Genomic DNA, 24,112 nt, shown 5'->3' on the forward strand with positions numbered 1-24,112 from the left:
AATTCCTATCCATTATTGAGAATTTTCTTTTTAGCCTCATCACCGTAATTCTCGATCAGATAACGCACAAATGCAGAAGCAGCCATAACCTTGCCTCTTTTGTATCCAATTTCTGTGATTAGCTCTTCCAGTTTTTTACGCGGTTCGGCCGAAACATAAATGTTATTAGAATACTCATTTTTCTTTTCTTGACTGGTAGATTTGGTTGGCATTTTTACTCCATAAATACGAGAACAGTAAGTCGATGCGAACAGCGGGTTCTTCTGAGATAAAAATCTTTTCAACCCGTTTTAAAAGCTCATCAGATAAATGCTTTGACTCCATACGTACTGTTCCCAGTGACGGATGGTGCTGTACAATCTTTAACACCTCAATTTCGTCCTGGTGAAGGGTTGCAACACGGTTTCCGAAACGGACAAAGTCCATTGCGCCAGGCATCTGTTTTATTGCGGTTGTATGAATCTGAGCAGGATTAAACTTTACAAAGATATAGCCAGGAAATGCCGGGGAGTTAATTAGCCGGTATGCATTTTTTTTATCTCTGCGTCGTCGTCGTTCTAAAAGAAGAGGGCAACAGGTTTTCAGTCCGGCTTCAGTAAGATTTTGCAGCGTAGTCTTCCAGGTATTTTCACGGCAACGCAGAAGATACCAGGCAGGGCGCCATTCCTGCATAAAGGCCTCCTTATGGGATAAAGCATTGAATTACTATAGCTAGCGCACTACATCAGCCCCCTGAGTAGTCCGTTTTTAGTATGTTTAAGATTGTTAATTTTCTAATTTTGAGGGTTAACAGGCTCTTAGTCTAATCGTTTTGATAGATCAATCCATGCAAGATTGATCGGTTTAAACGATCAAACCTATCATGCATTTTTGCCGGAAATAACCCTCATCTTTATTAGTTAATCGGCAAACTATTAGTTTATCTATATAAACTAATAAAATTAATATGACTAAACTTCATAAAGACTAATTTCGGAGAAATGGCATGATTGGCAAGCGACTGAAAGCCGCCAGAAAAGCAGCGAAAATGACCCAAACTGAACTGGCACTGCGCGCCGGGATTGATGAGCTGACCATCAGCAGGATCTCTCACTATGAGACGGACACACATAGTCCAAATTTTCAGCAAGCCTGTCGCTTTGCTGATGTCCTGGGAATACCGGAGTGTTATCTGTACTGCCGTGATGATATTCTGGCTCAACATCTTCTATCGATATACAAACGCCATAAGAAATTCAGGCTCAATCCCGCTGAAATTACCGAGTTAGAAAGAGCAGAAGTTCAGTTACAAGCTCTTACTGAAACCATTCATTCTTTACTTAATCGACGAATAGGGATTACACTCGATGAAGATTTACCCTCGTCGTTAAAGCCGTAAAAATCTTTCGGTAATTTGAATGTAGCCCCGTGCTTTCTAAACATTTATCATCAACGGGCGAATGTTTTTTTATAACTTATTGCCAGTGGAGACGTTAATGAATCACCCATAAAAAGGGGTTTACGCTGCCCCACCAGAAGCAGTGTAAAGAGAAAAGAAACTAATAAATAAATAATTAATTTTGCTCATTGGCGTTTTTATTAATTAAAAATTCATCGATTGAATGACCTTCGTCAAGTAATTGCTGTAGGCCTTTTTTGATGCGCCCAACACCCACCCATGTTTCCTCTTTCTGCGTCTCTGGATTAATAAAAGCGTATTTTGGCGGCAAATCACTTTTCTTATTTTTTTTAGTTTTCCTTTTACCTGTATTGCCTTGTTCAAAAACAGAAATTGTAATGGTATTCGGATCTAAACCTAAATCCTTCAAGTAGTCTAACGCCTTTAAGCGTTTTTCTTCAATTTCCTGTAATTCTCGTTTGCGAAGTTCTTCTTCTTCTCTTCGTTCGTCAATAAGGGCGGCCAGTTTGTTGTTTAGTTCCTCTAACCACTCAAAATCTTTTGAGTTTGTGAAGCGGCGTAAGTTAGTCATCCCTGTTAGGTGGGTAGACACAATTTTGTATTCTTCTTCTCTGGTCAACTCTGACATATTCATATACCTCAACGTTATTTTACCTATTTCCAGACGGAAACAGGCACTTTATCATACAGTGCATTCATGGTAATACACGATCAGAAACTTTGTTTAACGTTTCTTGATTTCTACACCGACTAAGTTGTCGTAACCATTCAGTTTTCGTTTTCATTATTTTTTCAAATTCAAATTTTGATCTATATATGTTCACCGTCAATAATCTTAAATTCACTTGAAATAAAAAGAGTGAACCCCGACCTATATATCGACGCGGTGGTAAATTTATTCTACAGTAATACTACCCTAGTAAGCTCCACTTAATTATTTAATGAAAATCAGGTTATTTAGGGGTTCCTCTTATGAAGATATACAGACACACTGTATTCCCAATAGCCCTTAGAGTGGTTTTATTTTTCTTCCCTGGAATAAGCGTTGATGCAACAGCGGACTCATCATCATGCGGTTCTTCACATCCGAAGACCACCACCATTTCTCGAAATGAGGCAGTATCCTGTAATCTCTCATCAGGCGAAAATCTTACTATCGATAAAGGTGTATCGATAGATGTTCCTGAAGGAAATGACTTCGCTGATATCTACGGTCTGAAATACAGTGCGGTCAATGTAGGCGATAACAATAATCTGGCACAAGTCATTTCTGTTGATCACATTGAGAATAAGGGCATTTTGCAGGGAACCAGTGGAGTCACAGTAACTTACAGTGGTTCTGTTAAACAGTTGCTCAATCACGGAACCATAAATGGAGTATCCGGAGCAATTTGGGTTTCTGGTCAAATAAACACGTTAGATAATTATGGCTCAATCACAGCCAGTAATGATCCTGACTCCTTTAATTCAATAGTGATCCAGCAGGCGATTAACGCAAATAATGGTCAATATGGGCGTGTAGATACCCTCCTAAATCGGAAAGAAGGATCGATTAACGGGATAACTGTTACAACTTCAACACTTAACACGCTTGATAATTGTGGAATACTGACATCTCTGAAGAATAATATCAGCTCTAATCTCGCAACACTTGTTATCAACTCTGGCGCTAATGTCAGCACTTTCCATAATTCTGGAACAGTGACAGGACCCAATCACAGCGTTCTGATTCAAGATGGAGGCTACCTAGAAAATCTCTATAATCAGTCCGGGAGTAAAGGGATCACGGCTGAGCAGGACGCAATTCAGGTCATTGGGCAAGGCGAGGCTCTACTGGATGATTCCAGCATGAGGCCGTCTAGAATAAAACAGATTACCAATGCTTCCTTACTATATGGAAAGCGAAATGGAATTTCTATCGACGATAAAAGCGTTGTTGATACCATCACTAATTCGGTTGGAGGCATAATACGGGGAGACAAATTTGCTATTAGTAATAAGGGAACGATGACTAAGGGTATTCATAATTCGGGCGAAATTGATGGCAATGTGGAACTTGGCAGTGCCAGTCTTTATATGTCTGGCCCAAATGCAACCCTGAAGGGCAATGTGTCCGGGTCGAAAGATTCAGTTGTCACCATCGGGGGAAAAGGTGCTACGGCGGAAAATCTGGATTTTACCTATACCCACGACATGAATGTCGGCACTGTCAAGATATTATCCGGCAGCGCGTTACGTCTGGGCGATGGACATAAAACGGGAAGCATCACCAGTAACATTGATAATGCGGGGAGTCTTTATTTCAACCATAACGCGACCATTTCTGCCTTGAATAACAGTGGCACAGTGTTCGTTGGAGAAAATAACAAAACCGCAAGGCGTACACTGACGATCACTGGTGATTACAGGGGTAATAACGGCACAGTGACTTTATCTACCGTATTGGGCGGGGATCACTCAAAGACTGACAAACTTGTAGTGAAAGGCAGCACATCGGGTTCAACTCAACTTGTGATCAAAAACGTCGGGGGAGCGGGGGCACAAACGACTGAAGGTATCAAGGTTATTGATGTTCAAGGAGCATCAAACGGCATTTTCAATCTGGTTGGTGACTATAATTATAGAGGAGATCCTGCCGTTGTAGCTGGTGCCTATGCCTACCGCCTTTATAAGAATGGTACTAACAATGCGGATGGAAACTGGTATCTGCGCTCATTGTTGATCAGTTCAAAACCCAACTCTAAACCGACACAGCTTTATCAGGCTGGTGTGAGTGTTTACGAGGCTTATGGCCGGGTTTTACAGGCTCTAAATGCACCAGCGTCATTGCGTGACCGGAGCGGCAGACGTAAGGGCAAGCAGTTTGAAATGGAGGGGTTCAGAAACTCTGCTGGTGAGCACAACACAGACGATAGTACAAGCCAGATACCCAATGGAGTATGGGGACGGATGACCGCCTCTTACGGTAAATTATCGCCGCGTATTTCTACATCGGGTACTGGAGCTATCACCTATAACATGACCCGTGCTCAAATCGGCATAGATAGACGCTTTTATGAAAATGACCAAGGCTCAGCGGCAGGCGGTATTTTCCTGCAATATTCGAATATTGATGCTGATGCAGGCTCTGTGCATGGTGAAGGTAACATTCGTGCGCAAGGTTACACGATAGGCACAACAAGCACGTGGTACGGCAATAATCAGTTTTATTTGGACGGGTTAGCTCAGATTACCTACTTTGGCAATGACCTGAATTCAAAAACTGCCAGCCGGCAACTGGGGAATAATAAGTCCGCTCTGGGATATGCGTTGAGCCTGGAAGCAGGACAACGATTTGACTTGAGTCCAGAATGGTCACTGACCCCGCAGGCGCAGCTCGTATTCTCCTCCATCGACATGAATAACTTCCATGACACATTTGGAGCCAAAGTCCGCTTTGATCAAAACAGGAACATGAAATTACGCGTGGGCACGACGATAGACTACAGCCAAAAGTGGCACGATGATCAGAGCAAGGATGAAAAAACCGCAAATCTTTACGGCCTTTTCAACATTCGTCAGGAACTTCTGGGGCGTAATGACGCGGTTAATGTAGCTAATGTTGTCTTCCTCAGTGGGAATGACCACACTTGGGGTGAGACAGGTATCGGGGGTTCCTACAGTTGGAATGATAGCCATTCTTTCGTCTATGGTCAGACTTCAGTTAACACCAGCCTTAATAATTTTGCAGACAGCTATGAGCTGAGTGCCAAAATCGGCTTAAGGATGACATGGTGATTAAAATAGCCATAGGAATTAACAGAAAACCGTGGGAATGATACCCTTCATATCCCACGGGGAGAACTCTCGGAGGTTTTTTCTGATTGCCAAACGGATATTTATTCGTTGGGGTCGTCGTGGTAGTGAGACCACCCGACCAGACAGATAAATAAGTTATTGTATTCGATTCTGTAGTCTGTGCGATTATGCTTAATGCCGTTATCCTCAAAGGCGGCACAATAGGTTCTTCCCAGAGTTGGGTTCCCCGAACTTGGCGTTATTATACTTTCAGCCCAGGTATTATCAAGATGGCTGCTTTCTGGGCAATCAACATTACATATAAGCTTTCCGTCTGGTCCTGTGTACCAAAATGAATGGGTATTGCTATAGGGAGAATCATCTCCATCGTTCTGGTTTTCCCAAGCGGCGTAAATATTTCCAGTGACGTTATCTTGTATCGTCACTGTATAATCATATCCAGCTAACGTCTGTAAGAAATATGAAACATACCAACCACTTTTTATACCCGGAAAAGAAAGTGTTTTCGTTGCCATTGCTAATATCTCCTTACTGTTGTCCCATAGTATATTTTATGCTTCCGACACGATTATTGGCAGTAACCCTTATAATACAATTTCCTCCCACTTCGCCTTTCAGATTTATTTTGAACTGCCCGTATTCATCTGTAGTCATTGATTGTATCGTATCGGGGTTTGAACCAATTTCTGACACGTCACTTATGTTTATGGCCTGATCTATCTCATAAGAGACGGCTGTGTTTTTAATTTGTTCAGATGTCTGTTTATCGTGAACCTGAATGGTCAGTATTTCATATTCGTCACCGATTGACTGATATCCGGTTATTATTAGCGTTGCTTCAAGAAATGGTTGCGGATAATCTGATTTTTTAATTGTGACGTGGTTAGTTGCAGATGACACAGGATTTCCTGTCCAGTCGGTAACAGTATAGAAAACATCATAACTACCGAAAGGAATAACAGAAAATGGTATTATTATTTCATAGTTAGGAAGATGAATATTTTCCTCTATGATATAAAATGGTTTTGACGATATATAGTCATTCAGATGAACAATGATATAATCACCAATATGGGCGTATTCATATCGGTTTACTATTACCACCAATACGGGTTGACTTAGTTCTGATTCATCAATAATACCATTGCTACTTTGTGGTAAAAAAGGCGCCGTCAGGCTGTTGTTTATAGGCATACAATCACCTCTAGCTAGAAATTCTTTTGATAAAAAGTGGCTGCTAATAGCTATTAGCAGGCCACATATTCCGGTTAATTAAGGTGCGACTGTACCAAAGCTCCTGATATAAAGTTTCGATTTCTGGTTCTGAGCAACACGTCTGTAGTCTATCGCGATAGTGCTATCGTCATCACCACCTGATGAGCCATAACCCATCAGCAATTCAGGTTTGATGATAACCTTATAATAACCATCTATTATTTTATTCGGTTTCACAGGATGATTTTCAATAACTACTATCGGTAAAGGACGAGCTGGTGAGGTAGTATCGACGCTGTGTGAGATATAAGCTTTAATCGTGATCATGTCACCTGCGGCTATTGTTGTATCCGGTTTCGTCGAATCGGATAACAGTCGCACCTCAAGCCCTTTTTGACCAATACTGTTGATATTGACTGCCTGATATATACCAATAAATACTCCGAACTGATCATATACTTCTGGAGCAACCAGAGTTCGGTTTGTATCATTGGGATCTGGGGTGTTATTGCCGCCACTATCGTAGCTTATGTAATTAAGCTTAGATCCTACAGTGTTGCCTTTTTCGTCAAGCCCAACATAGCTGATAAAATTATCACCAGCGTATAGATTGTCGTAATCGGCTGACAATTTATAATATCCGCTCTGTTCACGCTCTAACTGTCCAAAACATAGCTGTTTCTTATAAATGTCTTTGTCATCGTCGGTCACAAACCCGATGATGAAATCACCGGATTTCGCGCCTGGGTAATCTGGAATCATGAAATGGAAATTATCCGTTTGATCCGGCCTTGTTAAATTAGAAGATGAGTATGTTTCCTCAATAACAGGCGGTTCAAAGCTATCGGATGTATTAAGCTTAATAGTGTTAATAAATATGGTTTCTTTTTGACTGTATTCTATCTGACTGAAGATCGTCTCAATCCCGACGAACCGACTGATACTTTGAGTCGCGTATATTTTTAGGTTAACAGCATCGATTGATGGTTTATTAACCAGATAGTAATAATATTGTTTTTCTAGATCAACCTCATAAGCAGGAATTTCCTTCATGTCCTCCGCAGTGAATATTCGCAGGGGCGCTGTTGCACGAAGAGGAATATCATAGCTTGAAATTGCCCCTCCCTTTTTCATCATCGGATTGATTGACGCTGAAATGAATGGGTTGGTTGTTGGAGCTGGACCAGTAAAAGCAACGGGACTTGGATCGTACAAATAAGCCGAGGCTCCTCTCAGTACACAAGTGTCTCGTATCATCTCTGGATTGTCGATAGAGTGATAGGTCACCTCCCCTTTTAGTTTGCTCGGAGAGTTTGTGGTAAAGTTGATTTTATGATCATTGCTGCTTTCGTCGGCCTGGAATATCAGTTGCTGGGAAAATACTCCCTTAATAACTTTGCCGTGGAATGTCTTTATTAGTGTCACTCCTGGTGGAGAATCAGCGCTGACCTCCACCGTATCCTGAATACCTGGTTCACCGTGTATAGAAACAACCACACTGAATGGTTGCCCTTTGATAATCTTTGTACCATCTGTAGGAAATGTCGTGATGTTAGCCATTATATTATCCTTTCAAAAGTTTATTCTTAACTGAAAACCACTCCTATGGGTGTGGTCAACAACAGGTTTTAACTCTTTTTAGAAAGCAACAAAAATGCAAGCCAGATTACATCAAACAAATAAATGTCAATATACATTATATAAAAATATTATTATATTTAACCCCCTTCAATATTATCTATGAAAAAATATCTTTCTTAGAGATAATTACAGCTCATTTTAAATAACAAATCTATTCAATTTAAAATTACCATCATATGAATCAATGATTCCCTAGTAAAAAACAACCTTTCAATAGCTACTATTAAATTAATTTGATTTTGGAATAATTTATTTTGTTATTAGTACACTCACCAAATGAAAGCAATACTTTCATGTAAGCAAGTCTTACTTACAGTACATTCTGAAACAATGGTAAAAAAGAGTCAATAGTAAAAATGTATAAAAATTATGTTGCCTAAAAGATTGATATTTGCGAGAAAAAGCAAGGGGTTATCCCAAGTCGAATTAGCAAAGTTGCTCGCACTAGAGACAGAAGATATAGGAACAGTTCGTATCAAGATCTCTAGCTATGAGAGAGGGGTTCATGTTCCAACTTATGAAACGGCTTGTAGGATAGCTAAATTTTTAGATATCCCAGAATGCTATTTATACACTTATGATGATATTTTTGCTGAAAAAATCTTAAACCTACATAAAAAAGATAATACCTCTAATATAGAAAATTTTTTAGCAAAAGAATTAAGTGATGCAAAAAATAAACTTTCAAAATATGAACGGGCTATGGCCGCATTTAAAAAGATAATTTCAGAATAAGTTAATTAACTATTAATACGTAGGGGCTATACACCAGAATCCCAGATTTTTCCGTTAACAGATCCGCAGCGCTCGCCGCAGTCTTTGGCTGAGGCGTACCACAGGAGCGTAGCGACGAGGAACGAACAGCCAAAGTGAGAAAGTGCAACATCATCAATAGTTAAATTAAGCACGTTCACACTGTAGGTAGCGAATTATAAAAAAAGAAACTTAATTTAGTTTTGATTCGATAAAGTTGAATTTATTAAACATCATCACTTCAACACGATTTTTTGCATCCATCATGAGATAAGATGCAATCATTTCAAATTTATATGCCACATCATCATTTAGCATCTCCCATGTTTCTTTTTCTTTGTCCAATACTCCACTCCTCATAGATGAATATAATATATGTATACATATTATGCAGATATCATTGCTACACTCGTTAAACGAATGAATCATATCTATGATTCTTTTATATAGTGTAGGTATTTGGTCTTCTTCCCATGATAGAGACATTATTCTTTCTTTAATTACATCATCAATATGAAAATTTATTTCACTCATGATAATCCTCAAAAAAAAACCCCTATAAAAGGGGTGTAGGTAGCGGTAGCGTTCTTTTATTATTATTCAGTGTGGTATTATTCCCTGATGTTACAAACATCAATACAGGTTCTATCCAAAAACTCTACACAAAAAGAAACATTTATGGTTTACGTAAACATATTGTGTTTCTGGTGTTCATTCTGTAACAGTGATAGACAATAGTCAAGTTAAACATAAGATTTATGCAATGAATAAAAAACGACTATCGGAGTCCAGAAAAGCACAGGGACTTTCTCAACGAGAATTAGGTGAAAAACTAGGCTTCAAAGATGAGGATGTAGCTAAAGCAACTATATCTAGATATGAGCGGGGGCTTACTGCCCCTGCCTACAGTACTGCTTGTCAAATGGCCGCCATTCTAAACGTTCCTTCTTGCTACTTTTATATAGATGATGATATTTTCGCTGAAGAAGTTCTAAAATTGCACAGAAAAGACAATACACCATTAGAAGAAGAATTGATGATAGCTAAAGAAAGAATGTTGCAATATGAAAGTGCTTTAGAAACAGTATTAAAAACAACGAAAAACGTAATGTTGCAGCTAAAAAAAGGAGCGTAAGCTCCTTTTTGTTACTTATGTTTTTTGATATTTGCTGGCAGACCAGTAGTAATGATTAAAGAGTTTATACCTATAGATATGTTGAACATATCAGATTTTAAGCGTTGTGTATCAGAGCCAGTTTCCAGTAATCAGTTGAAAGCATTATATCCATAATACTTCCTATTGACATCATGTAACGACGAATTTTTGTTGTCATCATCTATAAAACTCATTGCGTTAAATGGAACATTATCATAAACATCGCACTTGCCCCAAATGCTCCCGCCCATCACAATAGTAAGTAATAATACACACCATTAATATTGATTCTCCCAAGCAACCTGCTATAATTCATTAATAGTATGTAATGATACACATCATTAATGAACGGAGGAATTATGGGAAAAATCATTGTATTTGGGAGTCATAAAGGAGGAGTTGGAAAATCAACTATCCTGGTATCCATTCTGGCTTACCTGCTCAAAACAGGAAAAAAATGTGCGGTTTTAGAATGCGACGACCAACAGAGCATTAAAGACTGGGTGTCTGAAAGACAGGAAGTGGGTATCACTCCAGAAGTGAGCTATTTCGAGTGCTACACCGACATAGCTGAACGAGCCCAAAAGCTGGCGACAAAATTTGATTATGTCCTGTTGGATACTCCAGGGAAAAAATCTGCGGAGTTTCGTAAGGCGCTGATCTGTGCTGACGTACTGCTATCCTTCATCGAGCCAGGAGCACAGATAGAGATTAATACCCTCTCACGGATGGTTGAGGATGTGAAAACAGCACAAGCGTCGCTTAATCCCACAATGAAACCCTGGATTGTACTTAACCGCTGCGTCACAGATCCACGCGACAAGGAAGCAGGCGAATTGCGAAAAATGCTTAATGATGATCCGGACTGGCTACCCGTTCCTCGCCAGCGTATCTATTCACGAAAGGCTTACAAAGCCGCCTATAACGCAGGGCAAGGTGTGCATGAGTTTAACGACAAAGGTGGAAATAAAGCTCGCGGAGAGATAGAGATATTGTTAAATGAATTAGAAATAATATAATGTGTAATATTACACAACAATAAAGTGAATCTATAATGGCTAAGCTACCAAAAAAAATTATTATGCCAGAGAATAAGAAAACCACGTTGCGGCAGTTCATTAGTACTGCCGTCCATAAACCAAGTTCAGCCTCTGCGGTAACTCGTGTGAATCTGACATTAACCGAAGCAGACCTGGAAAAATCACTCCGTTTTCAGAATGAAGGAAGTATTTCGCGAGCAGAAGTTATCCGGGCAGCACTGGAAGCGCTGGAACATTTACCTGAAAGTAAGCGCCTTGAGTTGTTTGAAGAAATACGTAAAAACAGCCCAAAGGCTGGCAGACCTCCAATAAATAAATAATGCGTATTATTACACATTAAAAAACCAGAAAGGAGAACTTGATGAATCCTATTGAAACTGCGAGGTTCTGGCGTCAACAAAACGCAGAACACAGCAACTCTGGCGTAGTGCTGATTTGGGAGGGAAAGGTTTATAGTTGGAAAAATTGCCTTCGCGATGCACAGCACGAGCGCCCAGGAGCAATTGCGGTTGATGTATCTGACAGCGTATTCATTGCTCAAGGTGGGAATGATTATGACGGAGCGAAGGGTTGGATCGTACTGAAAAAATAATCTTATTGGGGTCTCACCTGAAACAGCATTTTTGGCGGGATGACTGATCAGGATTTTCCCTCAAAGTTTACAGCTCTGGGGGTTATTCCACCGACCCCCAATAGTTCATTTTGGGCTTTCTTGTGTATCATGAAGCAACCAATAACAATAATGACGACCATTATTAATGCGCCTGTTAACCCTAATTTTTTCATCACATCCCTTTATATTCGCTTTATACAAAAAATCCGGCTCAAATGCCGATACGCGTTAACGCCAAGCACACAGCCAAAACAAATAGTCGAGAGCATAACACCTAAGATCTGTACTAATCGGAGCGTATTATCAATGTAACTATCATCATAGTTTCTGACTAATGCAGCGGCAACGGATACTATCATCAAGAACAATCCCATATATAAGATTTGAAGCACAGAACGCCGTTCAGCAGCCTCTTCTTCTATTCGATACTCTTCAATTTGTTGTTGAGTCATGTGTTTTTCAAATTTATTCATAATTGTAATTAATATCCTATTTTTATTTGCTGAGGGTACATCTGTCACATTTGCGGGTCCTGTGGAAGAACCCCCAGATCGGTAAACTTTGTGAATGCTACGAATTGTCAGGGCGCTTAAATGTGTTCAAAACACGGTAGATTGTCGCTTCGCCCAGCCTGAACTCCTTTGCTAACTGACCAATCGTCGCTCCAGACTGACGGCGGAGATAAATATCCTGTCGTAGGGTCTCCGTTAATTTGGCGGGACGACCAAATCTGACACCATTCTCTTTCGCTTTGGCTATCCCTTCCGCCTGACGCTCACTGCGTAAATCATTTTCAAACTCTGCGATTGAAGCCAGCATATTGAACATCAGGCGTCCTGTTGATGTTCGTGTATCAATATTTTGATCCAAAACGACCAAATCGATATTTTCTTGCTGGAAGCGACTGGCGATTTGGGATAAATGATTTACCGAACGGGCGAGCCGGTCTAACTTTGTGACGATCAGCGTATCACCTTCCCGCAGGTAATCCATACAAGCCTGATATTGTGGGCGGTGCGCTGTTCGGCCACTGCGTTTTTCCTGATACAGACGTTCACAGTCCGCTTGTCTTAATTTTTCCAGCTGAATGTCCAAACTTTGACCTGTTGAACTGACCCGCGCATAACCAATTTTTGCCATAATCTATCATTATCCCTTAGACTATTTGATTGAGTACTTATGATAGGACTTTTGAGCGTGTTTTTCGATAGCTGTCAAAATGTATACTTTTTGATAGATTTAAATTTGATCAAGTCGTTCGATTCGTTTATATTGTTTGAATCATACCATTATTCAATGAGGGGATTATTATGGATGCTCTTTCTGCCAATGAAGCCAAAACTCAGTTTGGCGACATGCTACTCAAAGCACAACGTGCCCCAATCCAAATAAATAAAAACGGAAAACCCGTCGCGGTGGTTATCTCAATGGATGAGTACGAAAGTATTGAAACACTCCGGTTAAAATTATTACAGTCAAGAGCGGCACAGGCCAGCGTTGATATTGAATCCGGTAACACCGCCGATGGTGAAGCTTTTTTTAATGAACTGAGATCAGGTCTGTACGATTAGAACTTCACATATTAAGGAGAAAAAAATGTCTGTAGCCGGGCTGAGTGCAGAACAATTACAGCGGGTGAAGCGTATACACGACTATGCTACCCGTTTTCCTCTTACCGAGACCGGCGATACGCAATTACTGAAAACGTGTTACGACTATATGGGTATATTCAAACAGGTGATAGACAGTACATCAACTGCCCAACTGGATGATATCTGCCAGCAATACACCGGATTTTTCCGATTCGCCAAACTGATGGAAATGCTGGCTCAGGGTATTGCTGAGGGCATCATCGACGTTCCCAGGGATCATTAACCATAATGGACAGACCAACCTACCGCTTAACGCCTGATGCACAGGCCGATCTTATTGAAATCCGCCGTTTTACTGTACAGCAATGGGGTAAGATGCAATCGGAAAAATACCTGTCAGAACTTCAGCAAACCTTTCGTTTGCTGGCTGTTACCCCTGCTCTGGGGAGAGGCAGGCCGGACGTGGGAGCGGAAGTATTGAGTTTTCCTCATGTCAGTCATGTTATTTATTACATAATCCATGAACGGCAACCCGTTATATTTGGTGTACTGCACAAACGAATGGTCCCCGCAAATCATCTGGACGGACGCGGGATGATTTGACTGTTTGGCCTCACTGAATCCGGGACTCACAATGGAAAATATCAAGCGTATTCACTTATTATCCAGTACAGAAATCGAAGAACTTTATGCCCGTCCCGAATTCAATGTTCACGAACAAAACCTGTATTTTTCCTTACAAGAGTATTTGCCCAATTACGTAAAATGGCACTCAATATCGTTAAACGAGATACCAACAGTAAACTGAGTTTGAGTGCTCGAAGGAAATCAGCAGGGTGGGATAATGGCTATATGGAAGCGTTACTATTTAATCAATTTTAGTCTACCAAAATTTCATGCGTAACCCCTGCCCCAAATTGTGATCTGCAAGTGCTCGGATATAGCCGGAAGCAAAAGATTGTGAAGAATAGGAAAGTTGACTTTCCTATTCCTTTGCTGGGGTTCCGGCTTAGGTGTGCCACGAATGCACCCTGTGGCAAATAAAGGGTGCAATGCTGTGCGAGAGATGAGGGTCGGCCCCTCGGAGGCGGTGTCCAGACGCAGCCTTCAAACTACCCTGAGCTGCTGCCGTTAAGAGCGGTGGTGGTGAGCGTCAGGGAAAAGGCGCAGTCAGATGCGCCATGTATGTGTTGTGAAGATGAACGAGAGTGAACTGTAGATGCAGTGTCGAAAGGAACAAGATGATGTCAAAAACGCGCTTTCTAAGCGGCGTGTGATAAGTCCAGCGGTTATCTGGTTACTGGCTGGGCGGCATCCGGCATATAGACAGCATGAGCACAACACAGGCTCTGGCATGGAACGTGGGAACCTGTCGTCCCGATGTGAAGGGAGCGGCGTCAAGCAGAAAACCTGCAAGCGCCTGAGTACCGATGCGGGGCACAGGGGCAGATGGCTCCGTAGTAGTGATGAAGCGTCTGTAATGGACGTGGAGCGAAGGGGGCCAGTCGTTGGGGTTGTATTACGGGTCAACTGCACAAGTGGGAGGAACCTGTGAGCCAGTCCAAACCGTTTGCGTTATCCAGACAGGCTGTCTGGAGAGCGTACAAGAAGGTAAAAGCCAACAAAGGCAGCGCTGGAATCGATGGTCAATCGATTGAGGAATTTGAGAAGAACCTCGCGGGGAACTTGTACAAACTCTGGAACAGAATGGCCTCGGGCAGTTATATGCCGCCAGCGGTTCGGCGTGTTGAGATACCAAAGGCGACGGGGGGAACGAGACCACTGGGGATACCCACGGTAGCGGATCGCATCGCGCAGATGGTGGTCAAAGACATGCTGGAGCCGATTCTGGAGCCACAATTCCACGTTGACTCCTATGGCTACCGCCCGCACAAATCTGCGCACGATGCCCTGAGAGTAGCCCGGCAACGATGCTGGCGCACTGACTGGGTGCTGGACGTGGACATCAAGGGGTTCTTCGATAACATCGATCATGAACTCCTGATGAGAGCGGTGCGCAGGCATACGGATTGCAGATGGGTGTTGCTCTACATTGAGCGATGGCTAACCGCGTCGGTGCACATGCCGGATGGAACGGTGCAGATAAGGGACAAGGGGACTCCTCAGGGAGGGGTCATTAGTCCGTTGCTGGCCAATCTGTTCCTGCATTACGCCTTCGATATGTGGATGAAACGGGAATTTCCCGTCGTCCGGTTCGAGCGGTACGCCGATGATGTAGTCATCCACTGCAAGAGTCATGCGCAGGCAATGATGTTGCGTGGCAAGCTCAGAAAGCGTCTGGCTGAGTGTAAGCTGGAGATGAGTCCGGGTAAGACGAAAGTCGTCTACTGCAAGGACAGGGAAAGAACGGAGGCATATCCTGAAATCAGCTTCGACTTTTTGGGCTACACGTTCAGGCCAAGAAAGTCGGTCTCGAAAGAAGGAAAGTTATCGGTGAATTTCCTGCCAGCAATGAGTGCCAGAGCTGCTAAGGCAATCCGGCAGACAGTACGGGGCTGGGATTTAAGTCACAAAACCCCGTTGTCGCTGGAAGTAATGGCACGTTGGCTCAATCCCATGTTACGAGGCTGGGTTAAGTACTATGGGCACTTTTATCGGTCAGCAATGGACTGTATAGCCAGTCATGTAGATCTGCACCTTGCTAAATGGGTTACCCGCAAATATAAGCGGGTACACGGTAGTCTGGCTCAGGCGTATGAATGGTTAGGCAGGATACGGAGCGTTAAACCCGGTCTGTTTGCACACTGGGAAACTTGTACGCGGCGCGAACGGTCAACGACAAGAGCCGGATGACGGGAGACTGTCACGTCCGGTTCCGTGGGAGCGCAGGGGGGAAGTTCCCTTGCGCGACCCGATAACCCCAGTTTAATGCTTTAACGCTTCAATTTTATCCCGGCTCAGTCCGGTACTGGTGACAATGATGTCCAGACTGACCCCATGCCGTAATAAGGCGAGGGCCGTTTCCAGTTTACCTTCCTCCCGTCCTTGTTTGGCACCTTCTTCCCGTCCTTGTTTGATACCTTCCTCGCGCCCTTTTTGTTCCAGCTCTTCTGCAATGGTCATCAACATTGTTTCATGCTCCGGAGATTGTTCAATCAGTTGATGGACAAATTGTGAGAGATTCAGAGTATGTCCATTCAGTAAAATATAGCTTAACACAACATTGCGCTGCTCGTCGCTATTATACCCGGCATTCAGGAGTTCCACCAAGGGGGGGATCCACTCCAGCATATCCCGGCAGCGGATGTGTTTCTGCACCAGCTCCAGTAAGGCGAGGCTTTTATGCGTCAGGATGTCTTCATCGCTGAGCACACTGACATCCACCATTGGAAACGGCTGATGGTATAATCGGGCCGCCTGTTCAGGGCGGGTGAAACAGTCCAGCCACCGGTTTGAGTAAGGATAAGGCCGGATCTCACCGTGATAAAACAGAAAAGGGACGACCAACGGCAGTTCAGTATGGCCTTTTTTCAGGTGGGCCGCCATAGCTGACATCGCATAAAACATTAAACGCCAGCCCATCAACGGATCCGGCGTGGACTGATGTTCAATCAGACAATAAATGTAGGCGTCTCCCTGTGTCGTTCCCACTGAATACAAGACATCACTGTGCAGCTGGCGTAACTGCCGGTCGACAAAGCTGCCGGGTTCCAGTTTCAGGGTGGTTAAATCACACAATGATCGGATCTCATCGGGCAGATAAAGGGATAAAAACTCCCGGGCTGTTTCAGGCTGGGTTAAGAAATGCTTGAATAACGCGTCATGGTGAGGTTTTTTTGCTGGCTTTGCCACAATCCATCTCTCTGTTTTGTCGGGGGGTTTATCTTCATGGATAACTTATTATACGCGTATCCGGCCAGTTAATCAGGGCTGTTTCCCTCGGTGGACACGTTTTGGTCCTTTGTCCATTGCTCCCCAAACCCCGGTTCCGCGAACGATTTTCAGCGGTTTGGGGTCTTGGCTTAAAAAAAGAATGGCCTGAAAAAGAACAGGGGAGGCTGGCCGGAGTTTGTTTATGCCCGTCAGGGCATGGGAGGCTGCTCGTCGGGATAACGGAGATCATCAGGGATCAATCAGCCGATAAAAAGGGGGGATAGAACAGGAGAACCCTGACGCCCCTCTGCCCTGCTAAGCTTAGCGATATGTCCGGTTGTATTTGATTTCATAAGCCGGTACGCAGTGGTCACGCCGAAGGCGGGGCGTATCTGCGCGTTAGCGGGCGCTTGCGACCGCTTACGGAGGCGTTAACTTAATAGTTACAGTATTTTTTGTTTTTTTTCTTTTTTCTGAGCGACAGCGGCTTTGCCGCTTGTAAGTGAAGTCATTTTTTTGTTTTTGTTAATAGTGAGAAGCAGGACGGGTGTATCCCGCCTGCTACTCCCTATTTATAGGGTCGTTTAGTTCAGAAATAAGCTGCGAATTTAACTTTCTATAGACAAGCATATACGAATTTAATTGATTTTATTTTACTCGGTTACATGTCATCTATGCGAAAACCCTATTTTTAATTTCACTAATCAAGGAATCAAGATGAGAGGGAGGTTAAAAAACAAACAATAACTTTCTAAAAATAACACGAAAACCGCCAAAAGAGGCGGTAATTATTTAATACATTTATTATTTATCAGGAAGATGTTTTACATAAACCCGTAATAGCTCATTACCAGAAAACGCTGGATACAAATTTTGAATCTCTTTTTCGAATGCTAACCGCCATGCAATAGGCTGCTTCTGTGACCAATTTTCATAAATACGACGGTTAACTTGATTTTCATCGGGTTCAGGTTCTGTGGCTTTAATGAGATTTTTACGATGTTCTAAGGCGTTAATTGCATGCTCCTTCTCTTTTTTTAAGGTTTCATCATCCCCTAAAACTAACCGCTTAACTTTAAGCAGCAATTTCTTTAAAGCGTGCTTGTTATCAAGAGATGCAACATTAGAACGAGCCAAACGTAAGGTATGCTCAGCATAAACCCGCTGATAATCTTTTCTTAATCCTTTTTTTTCCATCCAACGTCTAAAACGGGTAACAATTTCTCTAATTTCAGCGAGAGAAAATCCCAGCCCGTCGAAAAATGCAGGCCGTAGCCAGATGCGCATAGCTTTACATTGCCTGGTTTCAGGATCGCGGTCACGGTCTATGTAAATCATGTCGGCGGCTTCCCAATCTTTCAGGGCAAGCCGTATAGGGTCATAACACTTGCGACCGTTATCATAATGATAAAGTTGACCACAAAGACTAGCCAACTTTTCAGTTGAGCACATGATCTCAAAGAGATATTCACTATCTGGGTTATAATCAGCATAAGCAATCATTGCTAAAGCTAATTCAGAGAAGGTTTCTCGGCGTTCAGAACGTATAGAAACACGCTGATTACGCTTACAACGTAGCTTATATAGAGGGGTATTACGATTCCAATCGTGTATTTTCAATGCACCAGCTAAACGACGAACGGGCACTATAGCAGGTAAACCACCTGCATATTTCGGGACGTAGTGACGGTGGATCTTCGTTTTGTTATTTACCTGGCGGTAGCCATTAAAATCGGGGTTTTTACCGCTATTCACACCCGCCAGCACTTATGACGGTATAAGGGGGTTGTTTAAAGCTATGCATTTGCTATAATCCTCAGCAGGCCAGTGCCTGCTTTATGACCCTCTGAATATCTGTTATCTACCGCCAAGTTGATTTCCAGATTTCAGGGGGTTTTGCCTTCTGGGGTTCAGCCTTTCGCTCTCTGCCCCACTCCTGGACGCTATTACCGGGAACGTCCCACCCGCATGAATGTGTAAACCCACGTAATCTATCACGCGCGGTTAAACGGATCAAGCAGGCGTTCCTTTCCGGCAGTGCTAACCCGTTGTTTTAACGCACTAATTCTCACTTTTCATAAGAATGGCTATTCATCAATCTAATGAAAAGATCCGTTAAAGATCCTTTTCTTCAACCAATTACATCTTCGTTGAGTTTGCTCTTCATATCCTCGACCAGTTGCAACAGTTCTCCATATTCCTTCGCTGGAATGCAGTAAAAAACCGGTTCGTTGCGATTCATGATAGCCAAGGACTCACCATTACCAGAACTCACGCACTCTATCGGGTTCTTTCTGAACTCCGATACACTTACCACTCTGCGGCTAAGGATTATTTGGGGCATCCGGAACTCCTCCGCGACATATCTAATGCCATTAGCATAGAGCAAATTAACGTACTAGATCAAGTACAAATATAGTAATAAGATCGAATTCACAAAAAAGGCCAGGTAGATACCCGGCCTTGGGGAAGTTGAAATGGTTGCTTTTACGCCAGTTCCGGTTCGTTTGTGTTGTTGTCCAAACCCGGTTTCTTGTTCGTCTTGCTCTTGCTATTTTGAGTGGCAGACAGTTTGGTAGCTTCCCACACGTTACGGACGGCATCACGCGTAGAGACATGACCGTTTTCGTCCCTTGTTCGAATTTGCACCGGCTTAGACTCTTTCAGATCCAGCGCCACTGCCTGGCCTCGCCGGAAACCTTTCAACGCTTCTTTCAGTCCAACCCCCCACTGTGTGGTTTCTTTGCCGTCTTTTCCTTTCAGAACAACATAGTAACTGTCGCTGTTTCCTTCCTTGTGAAGATACGGGGCTGCCCCATGCTTAACAATCTTACCTTCAAGTTGAGAGACTGAACGGTATAAAGGTTCGTCATCCATTGTTGACCTATTTTCTGTCCCATCACTAGACGGTTTATCGTTGACCGGCATATCGGCATCATGAGAAGACTTATTGACGGCAGTTTCAGCCCCCTCAATGGTAAATGCCGTCTCACTATCCGTACTGCTGGACTGGCGTTCCCTGGCCTTCAACAACGCTTCACGCCGTAGTTCGAGGGCGTCATTCATCTTCTTATCAGTAAAGTGAATGTCCAGCCCTTTCTCCGCGACGACATTAACCACCATTTCTTTAAATGCTTTTGACCCCTTAATATTAAGGGTGCTGCCAAACCGTCCCTGGGCAAGCTCCAGCGCAATAGCAACACTATCGGTGCTCAAGCCGTTTTTACGCATCGTTATCAGCTTGCCAGTATCGACGAACAGGGTTTTATCACTCGTCTTATCAAGATAGTGAACATGACCCTTACGGGTTCTTTTGGTGTAAAGGTTGCTGACATCGAGCTGCTTTTCTACTGACTTCCTTGACTCATCAGCAGCCCTGGAATATTCAACAGGATTCCGAATCTTCTCCATTACACGCGCAAAACGACTTTTAGCCCCCTGATTTTCTTCTGGCTCAGGAGCGCTGATAGTAAACCCTGACATTTTTTTATTATTACTGCTCATCAATTCCCGGATTTCTTTACTGCCCATCATATAACCCTCATTTTTATTCAAAACCGCCTCCTTCCTTTTCAGTCGCTCAAAATGAATGACTGAAATAAGTTGGTTCTTTTCTTCATGGCTAAATCTTTTATCGGATAGTACCTCCCGTCGGATATCATAAAAATCCCGGTCAATGGTTCTCAGCAAGTTATTAATGCTTTGACGCGGAGCGTTGTCTTTAATTCTCCGAATTAACCAGGCGGACAATGAAGATGAATTAACGTCTGCATTAATGGGTTTAGCAAAAACCCCCTTTGATTTATTAGCCGTAATTGTCCCCGCCGAAAAAAGAAAACCCGCTCTCTTATTGACATCAGCCAGTGTGGGTATCTTGTTTTTGAATCGTGGAATGACAGGGTAAGGGGTTAGCTGTAATTTTCCTGATCGTTTGCGATCCCCGGCCACATATCGTTGCTGATACCCTGTTCCTCCTGGCCCGGCATAGCTTGAGCTAGAAATTCTTCCTCTTCCGTCTGATAAAGCGCGTCGCAGTCCAGAATTTCTGACGGCCTGCTTGTTTCCCATGAGAAAGCGTGCATCACCCGGCAATAACACTTGATCTCCTTGCCAGCTGCGTGAACCTGCCACATTGCCATCGGACAGGTTTTGCAGGCTATCGGAAGATGGGGAAGCAATTCCTCTTTGAGTTTCAGCAACACTTCGCTGGTTATTTGTCTGTCGTTGACTTCGTATGTCATTAGAGCCTCGATATGCGTTATAAAATGCATTGATGCTTGAGTGCAGCAACCTGGATTTCATATCATCACCGGATTCATAATATTTATCCCTGAATCGGGGCGATGCAATTTTATCTATATACTTAATTTCTGCTGAACGTCGTTCCCACTCAGAGAATCGGCTTTTAATTACATTCTGTTCAAGCGGCGGTTTTGTTATCCTTCGATGAACAATAAAATCATCACTGAAAATACTTTCTTTTAGATTAGTGAATTTTTTATCACCTTTTAATTTTACCGCGATATATTCAGCAGGCTTACCGGCATTTCTAATTTTAATTTCCCCATACTGAGAAACAAGATCATAAAACAATTGCCTGGACTTGATATCTTCATGATAAACCCGTTGTAATATTTGGTTTTTAAAGTCTTTATTTTTCGATCTGAAATCATCTCCTTTATAGCGGGAAAGCATATCAGCATAACTGGTGGGTGTAGCCCGCATATTATCCCTGGGGGATTCCAGCCCATATTTTTGATTAATGTATTCCTGAAAAGCCTCAAAGTATTTTTCATTCTGCTTGTAGTTTCCTACCGGATTTATTTCATTACCGGACAACAAGTTTTTTCTGGGGATAACGATATGAATATGAGGTTTACGATCTACCATTTCCCCCGTCTTACGGTCTTTCATCGTTTTTATCTTTGGAAGATGCGCTTCTGCGTAGAAATTAAATTCATCAGGCGAGTACGCCTTCATCAAAAATGATTTAAATTCTTGTGTAATAGCAGAGAGCACTTCCTCATCAACCTGGTCTTCTTTGAATGAGAGGGTAAAGGTAAGATAACGATCCTGGCCTTTATCTGGAATGCTTTTATAAACCCTTTCAGTTAAATCAAGATTGCCATCTAATATAACACGTTCATCCAGTTCATCACGAGAGAATTCACGTCCGGCCTTTTGACCTTCTTCTAAATATTCTTTTACACCGGAATTATAGCCCCGGCACCTAATCAGCATCCTCGACCGCCTTTTTCATCAGTGATTCGATATTAAGAAGAGCATTAAGAAACAACGTATATTTCTTATCTGATATTGTCCCATTTTTATGAGCCACGTTAACTTTCAAAGCCAGCTGATTGATATTATTACTGGACTTATTAAAAAGGTATAATAGTTGTCGGGTATCTTTTATTTCGATATTGATAAAATCTTTTTTATCCAACACCAGTTTTCTAAAAAATGCTGAACGACTGAGTTGGGATTCATTTATCTGTTTTTCAAACAGGGAAAACTCATCGGGAGTCATACGCAGTGAAACTACGATCGCTTTATTCTGTTTAGCCGCCATAAAGTACCTTCCAGTACAGGTGATGATGTTCCCGCTATGCGGGGTTTCAAAGGGGGCCCCCTTTGGCACGCGACGTATGCAAAGGCCGCAGGCATTTGTATACAGTCGGTAACGTGCCTCTGTTGAGATTTGAGCGAAAAATTTCGCACACAGTGCGGCACACATACTTGCACACAAATAATTCACTTCATGCTTGACACAACACAATATCGCACACATAATGGAACACATAAAAATCAAAATCGCATACATATTTGCACACATAATATAATTGTGACAAAGTAAGGAGGTGATAAGGAGATAGCAATGATTACAATCGACACTTTTCTGCATCGACTCTGTGAAGTCATCAGAGACAAGACAACAAAGTCTAAGCAAGCAGCCTTTGATCTGTTTTTCTCTGATATAACCGAAGCCAAAAAATTCTATTCATGGGAACAAATTACAGATTATATAAACACGTCAACGAACGATAACTTAGCACCATCTGCATACAGAAATATGCTGACAAGGACAAAAAACAAACACAAGGTTCCAGGGAAAAATATCTCTAATACCACCAAGCACAAAGAGCAGCACGTTAGCCAGGATGAAAAAAAATCAGTATTCGTAAACGATACCAGCGATTTGAACAGTTATCTTGCCGTTTGTTTCAATAATGAAAGACTTGCATCAAGAGCTATAGCAGGTGGAGTCAGCATTGAGCAAATAAGAGCATGGCAGTGTCCAAACGCAATAAGACTTGGAACTACGCTATCTAACTACTTACAAAACAAATAAGGAAGAACTATGTACATGAAAATGGCAGTATTGAACAACAGTGGCAACGTAGGGAAATCAACCATCTGTCAAACTCTGTTAAAACCTCGGTTAAAAGATGCCGAAATAATCAGGGTTGAAACAATTAACTCGGATGGAACTAACGACAACAAACTTTCCGCGAAAGAGTTCGATGAAATCTTAAAATGTATTGATGATACCGATTGCACAATCATTGATATTGGTTCATCGAACATTGAACAATTCATGGTTCAAATGCTGGAATTTCAGGGAAGCCATGAATTAATTGATTACTTTGTCGTTCCGGTTACTACGCAAGATAAACAGCAACGTGACTCTATAAACACTATCAATAATCTTTTAGATAGTGGTATTGAAAAAGAACGTATAAAAGTCATTTTCAACCAGGCAGAAAAGGATATTGAAATTAGAAAACAGTATTCAGTTTTCCTGGCCGATAAAACATGCAATAAAATTACAGGCGATAGCCCGGCGGTAGTTTACTACAACAACATATTTAATATCCTTACGAAATCAGGGTTACGCTATGATGATATCTACAATGATGAGCGTGACTTTCGAACCTTAATTCGTTCAGCAGAGTCAAAAGAAGCAAGACAGGAATTATCAAACCTGCGAACTGTGAAAATGCTAATGAATGGCTTCAATTCTGATCTTGACATCGCATTTCAAAAGTTAAATCTGGCATGATATTTGGC

The 24,112-nt window shown here is 42.3% G+C and carries 27 protein-coding genes and 1 pseudogene; 14 read left to right on the top strand and 14 right to left on the bottom strand.

The genetic code is table 11. From position 1 onward, the window contains the following. Positions 1-5: 5 nt before the first annotated feature. Both Xbud_RS15425 and Xbud_RS15430 read right to left on the bottom strand, forming a co-directional pair. A complete protein-coding gene (locus tag Xbud_RS15425; protein ID WP_099136881.1) occupies positions 6-212 on the bottom strand; it encodes a hypothetical protein in 207 nt (68 codons plus the stop codon). After that, a complete protein-coding gene (locus Xbud_RS15430) occupies positions 175-672 on the bottom strand; it encodes a transcription termination/antitermination NusG family protein (RefSeq protein WP_099136882.1) in 498 nt (165 codons plus the stop codon). The genes Xbud_RS15425 and Xbud_RS15430 overlap by 38 nt, the downstream gene beginning before the upstream one ends. Positions 673-985: 313 nt before the next feature. Between Xbud_RS15430 and Xbud_RS21380 the strand changes: the two genes are divergently transcribed. After that, positions 986-1,378 (top strand): helix-turn-helix domain-containing protein, encoded by a 393-nt coding sequence (locus Xbud_RS21380; protein ID WP_099136883.1) that lies wholly within the window; start codon positions 986-988, stop codon positions 1,376-1,378. A gap of 175 nt (positions 1,379-1,553) precedes the next feature. On the opposite strand, the gene Xbud_RS15440 is transcribed toward Xbud_RS21380, so the two are convergent. Together Xbud_RS15440 and Xbud_RS21135 are read right to left on the bottom strand one after the other, a co-directional pair. Continuing rightward, positions 1,554-2,027: an H-NS histone family protein gene (locus tag Xbud_RS15440; RefSeq protein ID WP_099136884.1), complete on the bottom strand. Its 474-nt coding sequence runs from the start codon at positions 2,025-2,027 to the stop codon at positions 1,554-1,556. A 26-nt stretch (positions 2,028-2,053) separates the two neighbouring features. Beyond that, positions 2,054-2,184 (bottom strand): annotated as a pseudogene (locus Xbud_RS21135) (HHA domain-containing protein). A 187-nt stretch (positions 2,185-2,371) separates the two neighbouring features. Here Xbud_RS21135 and Xbud_RS15445 point away from each other — a divergent pair. Then, a complete protein-coding gene (locus Xbud_RS15445; protein WP_099136885.1) occupies positions 2,372-5,176 on the top strand; it encodes an autotransporter family protein in 2,805 nt (934 codons plus the stop codon). 101 nt (positions 5,177-5,277) lie between these two features. Here Xbud_RS15445 and Xbud_RS15450 read toward each other — a convergent pair whose 3' ends face one another. The 3 genes from Xbud_RS15450 to Xbud_RS15460 form a co-directional block, all read right to left on the bottom strand. Further along, entirely contained in the window at positions 5,278-5,712 is a 435-nt protein-coding gene (locus Xbud_RS15450; protein ID WP_099136886.1) for a hypothetical protein, read from the bottom strand. A 13-nt stretch (positions 5,713-5,725) separates the two neighbouring features. Further along, positions 5,726-6,391: a hypothetical protein gene (locus tag Xbud_RS15455; protein WP_099136887.1), complete on the bottom strand. Its 666-nt coding sequence runs from the start codon at positions 6,389-6,391 to the stop codon at positions 5,726-5,728. Positions 6,392-6,469: 78 nt separating this feature from the next. Then, positions 6,470-7,972, bottom strand: coding sequence for a hypothetical protein (locus Xbud_RS15460; protein ID WP_099136888.1), 1,503 nt, complete (start codon positions 7,970-7,972; stop codon positions 6,470-6,472). A gap of 450 nt (positions 7,973-8,422) precedes the next feature. Between Xbud_RS15460 and Xbud_RS15465 the strand changes: the two genes are divergently transcribed. After that, positions 8,423-8,788 carry a helix-turn-helix transcriptional regulator gene (locus tag Xbud_RS15465; protein ID WP_145956645.1) on the top strand — a complete coding sequence of 122 codons (366 nt, stop codon included), beginning with the start codon at positions 8,423-8,425 and terminating at the stop codon, positions 8,786-8,788. A 210-nt stretch (positions 8,789-8,998) separates the two neighbouring features. On the opposite strand, the gene Xbud_RS15470 is transcribed toward Xbud_RS15465, so the two are convergent. After that, complete coding sequence (locus Xbud_RS15470) at positions 8,999-9,340, bottom strand: hypothetical protein (protein ID WP_099136889.1); 342 nt, start codon at positions 9,338-9,340, stop codon at positions 8,999-9,001. Positions 9,341-9,569: 229 nt separating this feature from the next. On the opposite strand from Xbud_RS15470, the gene Xbud_RS15475 reads away from it, so the two are divergent. From Xbud_RS15475 to Xbud_RS15490, 4 genes are all read left to right on the top strand, one after another. Next, entirely contained in the window at positions 9,570-9,941 is a 372-nt protein-coding gene (locus Xbud_RS15475) for a helix-turn-helix domain-containing protein (RefSeq protein WP_099136918.1), read from the top strand. A 380-nt stretch (positions 9,942-10,321) separates the two neighbouring features. Further along, positions 10,322-10,981 (top strand): ParA family protein, encoded by a 660-nt coding sequence (locus Xbud_RS15480; protein ID WP_099136890.1) that lies wholly within the window; start codon positions 10,322-10,324, stop codon positions 10,979-10,981. A gap of 35 nt (positions 10,982-11,016) precedes the next feature. Then, positions 11,017-11,322 (top strand): hypothetical protein, encoded by a 306-nt coding sequence (locus Xbud_RS15485; protein ID WP_099136891.1) that lies wholly within the window; start codon positions 11,017-11,019, stop codon positions 11,320-11,322. 41 nt (positions 11,323-11,363) lie between these two features. Further along, positions 11,364-11,594 carry an antirestriction protein ArdR gene (locus Xbud_RS15490; protein WP_244589990.1) on the top strand — a complete coding sequence of 77 codons (231 nt, stop codon included), beginning with the start codon at positions 11,364-11,366 and terminating at the stop codon, positions 11,592-11,594. A 203-nt stretch (positions 11,595-11,797) separates the two neighbouring features. Here Xbud_RS15490 and Xbud_RS15495 read toward each other — a convergent pair whose 3' ends face one another. Next, positions 11,798-12,067 (bottom strand): hypothetical protein, encoded by a 270-nt coding sequence (locus Xbud_RS15495; protein WP_145956646.1) that lies wholly within the window; start codon positions 12,065-12,067, stop codon positions 11,798-11,800. A gap of 118 nt (positions 12,068-12,185) precedes the next feature. Continuing rightward, the gene (locus Xbud_RS15500; RefSeq protein ID WP_099136894.1) at positions 12,186-12,755 is read right to left on the bottom strand and encodes a recombinase family protein; all 570 of its coding nucleotides are present in this window, start codon (positions 12,753-12,755) and stop codon (positions 12,186-12,188) included. Between the two features lie 170 nt (positions 12,756-12,925). Between Xbud_RS15500 and Xbud_RS15505 the strand changes: the two genes are divergently transcribed. The 5 genes from Xbud_RS15505 (at position 12,926) to ltrA (ending at position 16,021) form a co-directional block, all read left to right on the top strand. Further along, entirely contained in the window at positions 12,926-13,186 is a 261-nt protein-coding gene (locus Xbud_RS15505; RefSeq protein ID WP_036838443.1) for a type II toxin-antitoxin system Phd/YefM family antitoxin, read from the top strand. Positions 13,187-13,211: 25 nt separating this feature from the next. Continuing rightward, positions 13,212-13,490, top strand: a complete 279-nt coding sequence (locus Xbud_RS15510; protein WP_021326453.1) for a hypothetical protein — start codon at positions 13,212-13,214, stop codon at positions 13,488-13,490. Between the two features lie 5 nt (positions 13,491-13,495). Further along, the gene (locus Xbud_RS15515; protein ID WP_099136895.1) at positions 13,496-13,810 is read left to right on the top strand and encodes a type II toxin-antitoxin system RelE/ParE family toxin; all 315 of its coding nucleotides are present in this window, start codon (positions 13,496-13,498) and stop codon (positions 13,808-13,810) included. 616 nt (positions 13,811-14,426) lie between these two features. Further along, positions 14,427-14,762 (top strand): hypothetical protein, encoded by a 336-nt coding sequence (locus tag Xbud_RS20210; protein WP_244589991.1) that lies wholly within the window; start codon positions 14,427-14,429, stop codon positions 14,760-14,762. After that, a complete protein-coding gene (ltrA, locus tag Xbud_RS15525; RefSeq protein ID WP_099136896.1) occupies positions 14,759-16,021 on the top strand; it encodes a group II intron reverse transcriptase/maturase in 1,263 nt (420 codons plus the stop codon). Before Xbud_RS20210 ends, ltrA begins: the two co-directional genes overlap by 4 nt. 72 nt (positions 16,022-16,093) lie before the next feature. Here the strand turns inward: ltrA and Xbud_RS15530 are convergent, their stop codons facing one another. The 4 genes from Xbud_RS15530 to Xbud_RS15560 form a co-directional block, all read right to left on the bottom strand. After that, positions 16,094-17,020 (bottom strand): Rpn family recombination-promoting nuclease/putative transposase, encoded by a 927-nt coding sequence (locus tag Xbud_RS15530; protein ID WP_099136897.1) that lies wholly within the window; start codon positions 17,018-17,020, stop codon positions 16,094-16,096. Positions 17,021-17,845: 825 nt separating this feature from the next. After that, positions 17,846-18,796, bottom strand: coding sequence for a hypothetical protein (locus tag Xbud_RS15535; RefSeq protein ID WP_099136898.1), 951 nt, complete (start codon positions 18,794-18,796; stop codon positions 17,846-17,848). 732 nt (positions 18,797-19,528) lie between these two features. After that, entirely contained in the window at positions 19,529-22,282 is a 2,754-nt protein-coding gene (locus tag Xbud_RS19590; protein WP_145956647.1) for an LPD7 domain-containing protein, read from the bottom strand. Then, positions 22,272-22,778 (bottom strand): plasmid mobilization protein, encoded by a 507-nt coding sequence (locus Xbud_RS15560; RefSeq protein ID WP_169923087.1) that lies wholly within the window; start codon positions 22,776-22,778, stop codon positions 22,272-22,274. The genes Xbud_RS19590 and Xbud_RS15560 overlap by 11 nt, the downstream gene beginning before the upstream one ends. 141 nt (positions 22,779-22,919) lie before the next feature. On the opposite strand from Xbud_RS15560, the gene Xbud_RS15565 reads away from it, so the two are divergent. Further along, complete coding sequence (locus Xbud_RS15565; protein WP_099136903.1) at positions 22,920-23,393, top strand: hypothetical protein; 474 nt, start codon at positions 22,920-22,922, stop codon at positions 23,391-23,393. A gap of 15 nt (positions 23,394-23,408) precedes the next feature. Continuing rightward, a complete protein-coding gene (gene stbB / locus Xbud_RS15570; protein ID WP_244589992.1) occupies positions 23,409-24,104 on the top strand; it encodes a StbB family protein in 696 nt (231 codons plus the stop codon). Positions 24,105-24,112: the final 8 nt, after the last annotated feature.

The organism is Xenorhabdus budapestensis (assembly GCF_002632465.1).
Taxonomy (GTDB): Bacteria; Pseudomonadota; Gammaproteobacteria; order Enterobacterales; family Enterobacteriaceae; genus Xenorhabdus; species Xenorhabdus budapestensis.

What these genes read in the sequence shown, in the direction of transcription:
- Xbud_RS15425 (WP_099136881.1), bottom strand. Translation starts at nt 212, where the DNA reads ATGCCAACCAAATCTACCAGTCAAGAAAAGAAAAATGAGTATTCTAAT.
- Xbud_RS15430 (WP_099136882.1), bottom strand. Translation starts at nt 672, where the DNA reads ATGCAGGAATGGCGCCCTGCCTGGTATCTTCTGCGTTGCCGTGAAAAT.
- Xbud_RS21380 (WP_099136883.1), top strand. Translation starts at nt 986, where the DNA reads ATGATTGGCAAGCGACTGAAAGCCGCCAGAAAAGCAGCGAAAATGACC.
- Xbud_RS15440 (WP_099136884.1), bottom strand. Translation starts at nt 2,027, where the DNA reads ATGTCAGAGTTGACCAGAGAAGAAGAATACAAAATTGTGTCTACCCAC.
- Xbud_RS15445 (WP_099136885.1), top strand. Translation starts at nt 2,372, where the DNA reads ATGAAGATATACAGACACACTGTATTCCCAATAGCCCTTAGAGTGGTT.
- Xbud_RS15450 (WP_099136886.1), bottom strand. Translation starts at nt 5,712, where the DNA reads ATGGCAACGAAAACACTTTCTTTTCCGGGTATAAAAAGTGGTTGGTAT.
- Xbud_RS15455 (WP_099136887.1), bottom strand. Translation starts at nt 6,391, where the DNA reads ATGCCTATAAACAACAGCCTGACGGCGCCTTTTTTACCACAAAGTAGC.
- Xbud_RS15460 (WP_099136888.1), bottom strand. Translation starts at nt 7,972, where the DNA reads ATGGCTAACATCACGACATTTCCTACAGATGGTACAAAGATTATCAAA.
- Xbud_RS15465 (WP_145956645.1), top strand. Translation starts at nt 8,423, where the DNA reads ATGTTGCCTAAAAGATTGATATTTGCGAGAAAAAGCAAGGGGTTATCC.
- Xbud_RS15470 (WP_099136889.1), bottom strand. Translation starts at nt 9,340, where the DNA reads ATGAGTGAAATAAATTTTCATATTGATGATGTAATTAAAGAAAGAATA.
- Xbud_RS15475 (WP_099136918.1), top strand. Translation starts at nt 9,570, where the DNA reads ATGAATAAAAAACGACTATCGGAGTCCAGAAAAGCACAGGGACTTTCT.
- Xbud_RS15480 (WP_099136890.1), top strand. Translation starts at nt 10,322, where the DNA reads ATGGGAAAAATCATTGTATTTGGGAGTCATAAAGGAGGAGTTGGAAAA.
- Xbud_RS15485 (WP_099136891.1), top strand. Translation starts at nt 11,017, where the DNA reads ATGGCTAAGCTACCAAAAAAAATTATTATGCCAGAGAATAAGAAAACC.
- Xbud_RS15490 (WP_244589990.1), top strand. Translation starts at nt 11,364, where the DNA reads ATGAATCCTATTGAAACTGCGAGGTTCTGGCGTCAACAAAACGCAGAA.
- Xbud_RS15495 (WP_145956646.1), bottom strand. Translation starts at nt 12,067, where the DNA reads ATGACTCAACAACAAATTGAAGAGTATCGAATAGAAGAAGAGGCTGCT.
- Xbud_RS15500 (WP_099136894.1), bottom strand. Translation starts at nt 12,755, where the DNA reads ATGGCAAAAATTGGTTATGCGCGGGTCAGTTCAACAGGTCAAAGTTTG.
- Xbud_RS15505 (WP_036838443.1), top strand. Translation starts at nt 12,926, where the DNA reads ATGGATGCTCTTTCTGCCAATGAAGCCAAAACTCAGTTTGGCGACATG.
- Xbud_RS15510 (WP_021326453.1), top strand. Translation starts at nt 13,212, where the DNA reads ATGTCTGTAGCCGGGCTGAGTGCAGAACAATTACAGCGGGTGAAGCGT.
- Xbud_RS15515 (WP_099136895.1), top strand. Translation starts at nt 13,496, where the DNA reads ATGGACAGACCAACCTACCGCTTAACGCCTGATGCACAGGCCGATCTT.
- Xbud_RS20210 (WP_244589991.1), top strand. Translation starts at nt 14,427, where the DNA reads ATGCAGTGTCGAAAGGAACAAGATGATGTCAAAAACGCGCTTTCTAAG.
- Xbud_RS19590 (WP_145956647.1), bottom strand. Translation starts at nt 22,282, where the DNA reads ATGCTGATTAGGTGCCGGGGCTATAATTCCGGTGTAAAAGAATATTTA.
- Xbud_RS15560 (WP_169923087.1), bottom strand. Translation starts at nt 22,778, where the DNA reads ATGTGTGCCGCACTGTGTGCGAAATTTTTCGCTCAAATCTCAACAGAG.
- Xbud_RS15565 (WP_099136903.1), top strand. Translation starts at nt 22,920, where the DNA reads ATGATTACAATCGACACTTTTCTGCATCGACTCTGTGAAGTCATCAGA.
- stbB (WP_244589992.1), top strand. Translation starts at nt 23,409, where the DNA reads ATGAAAATGGCAGTATTGAACAACAGTGGCAACGTAGGGAAATCAACC.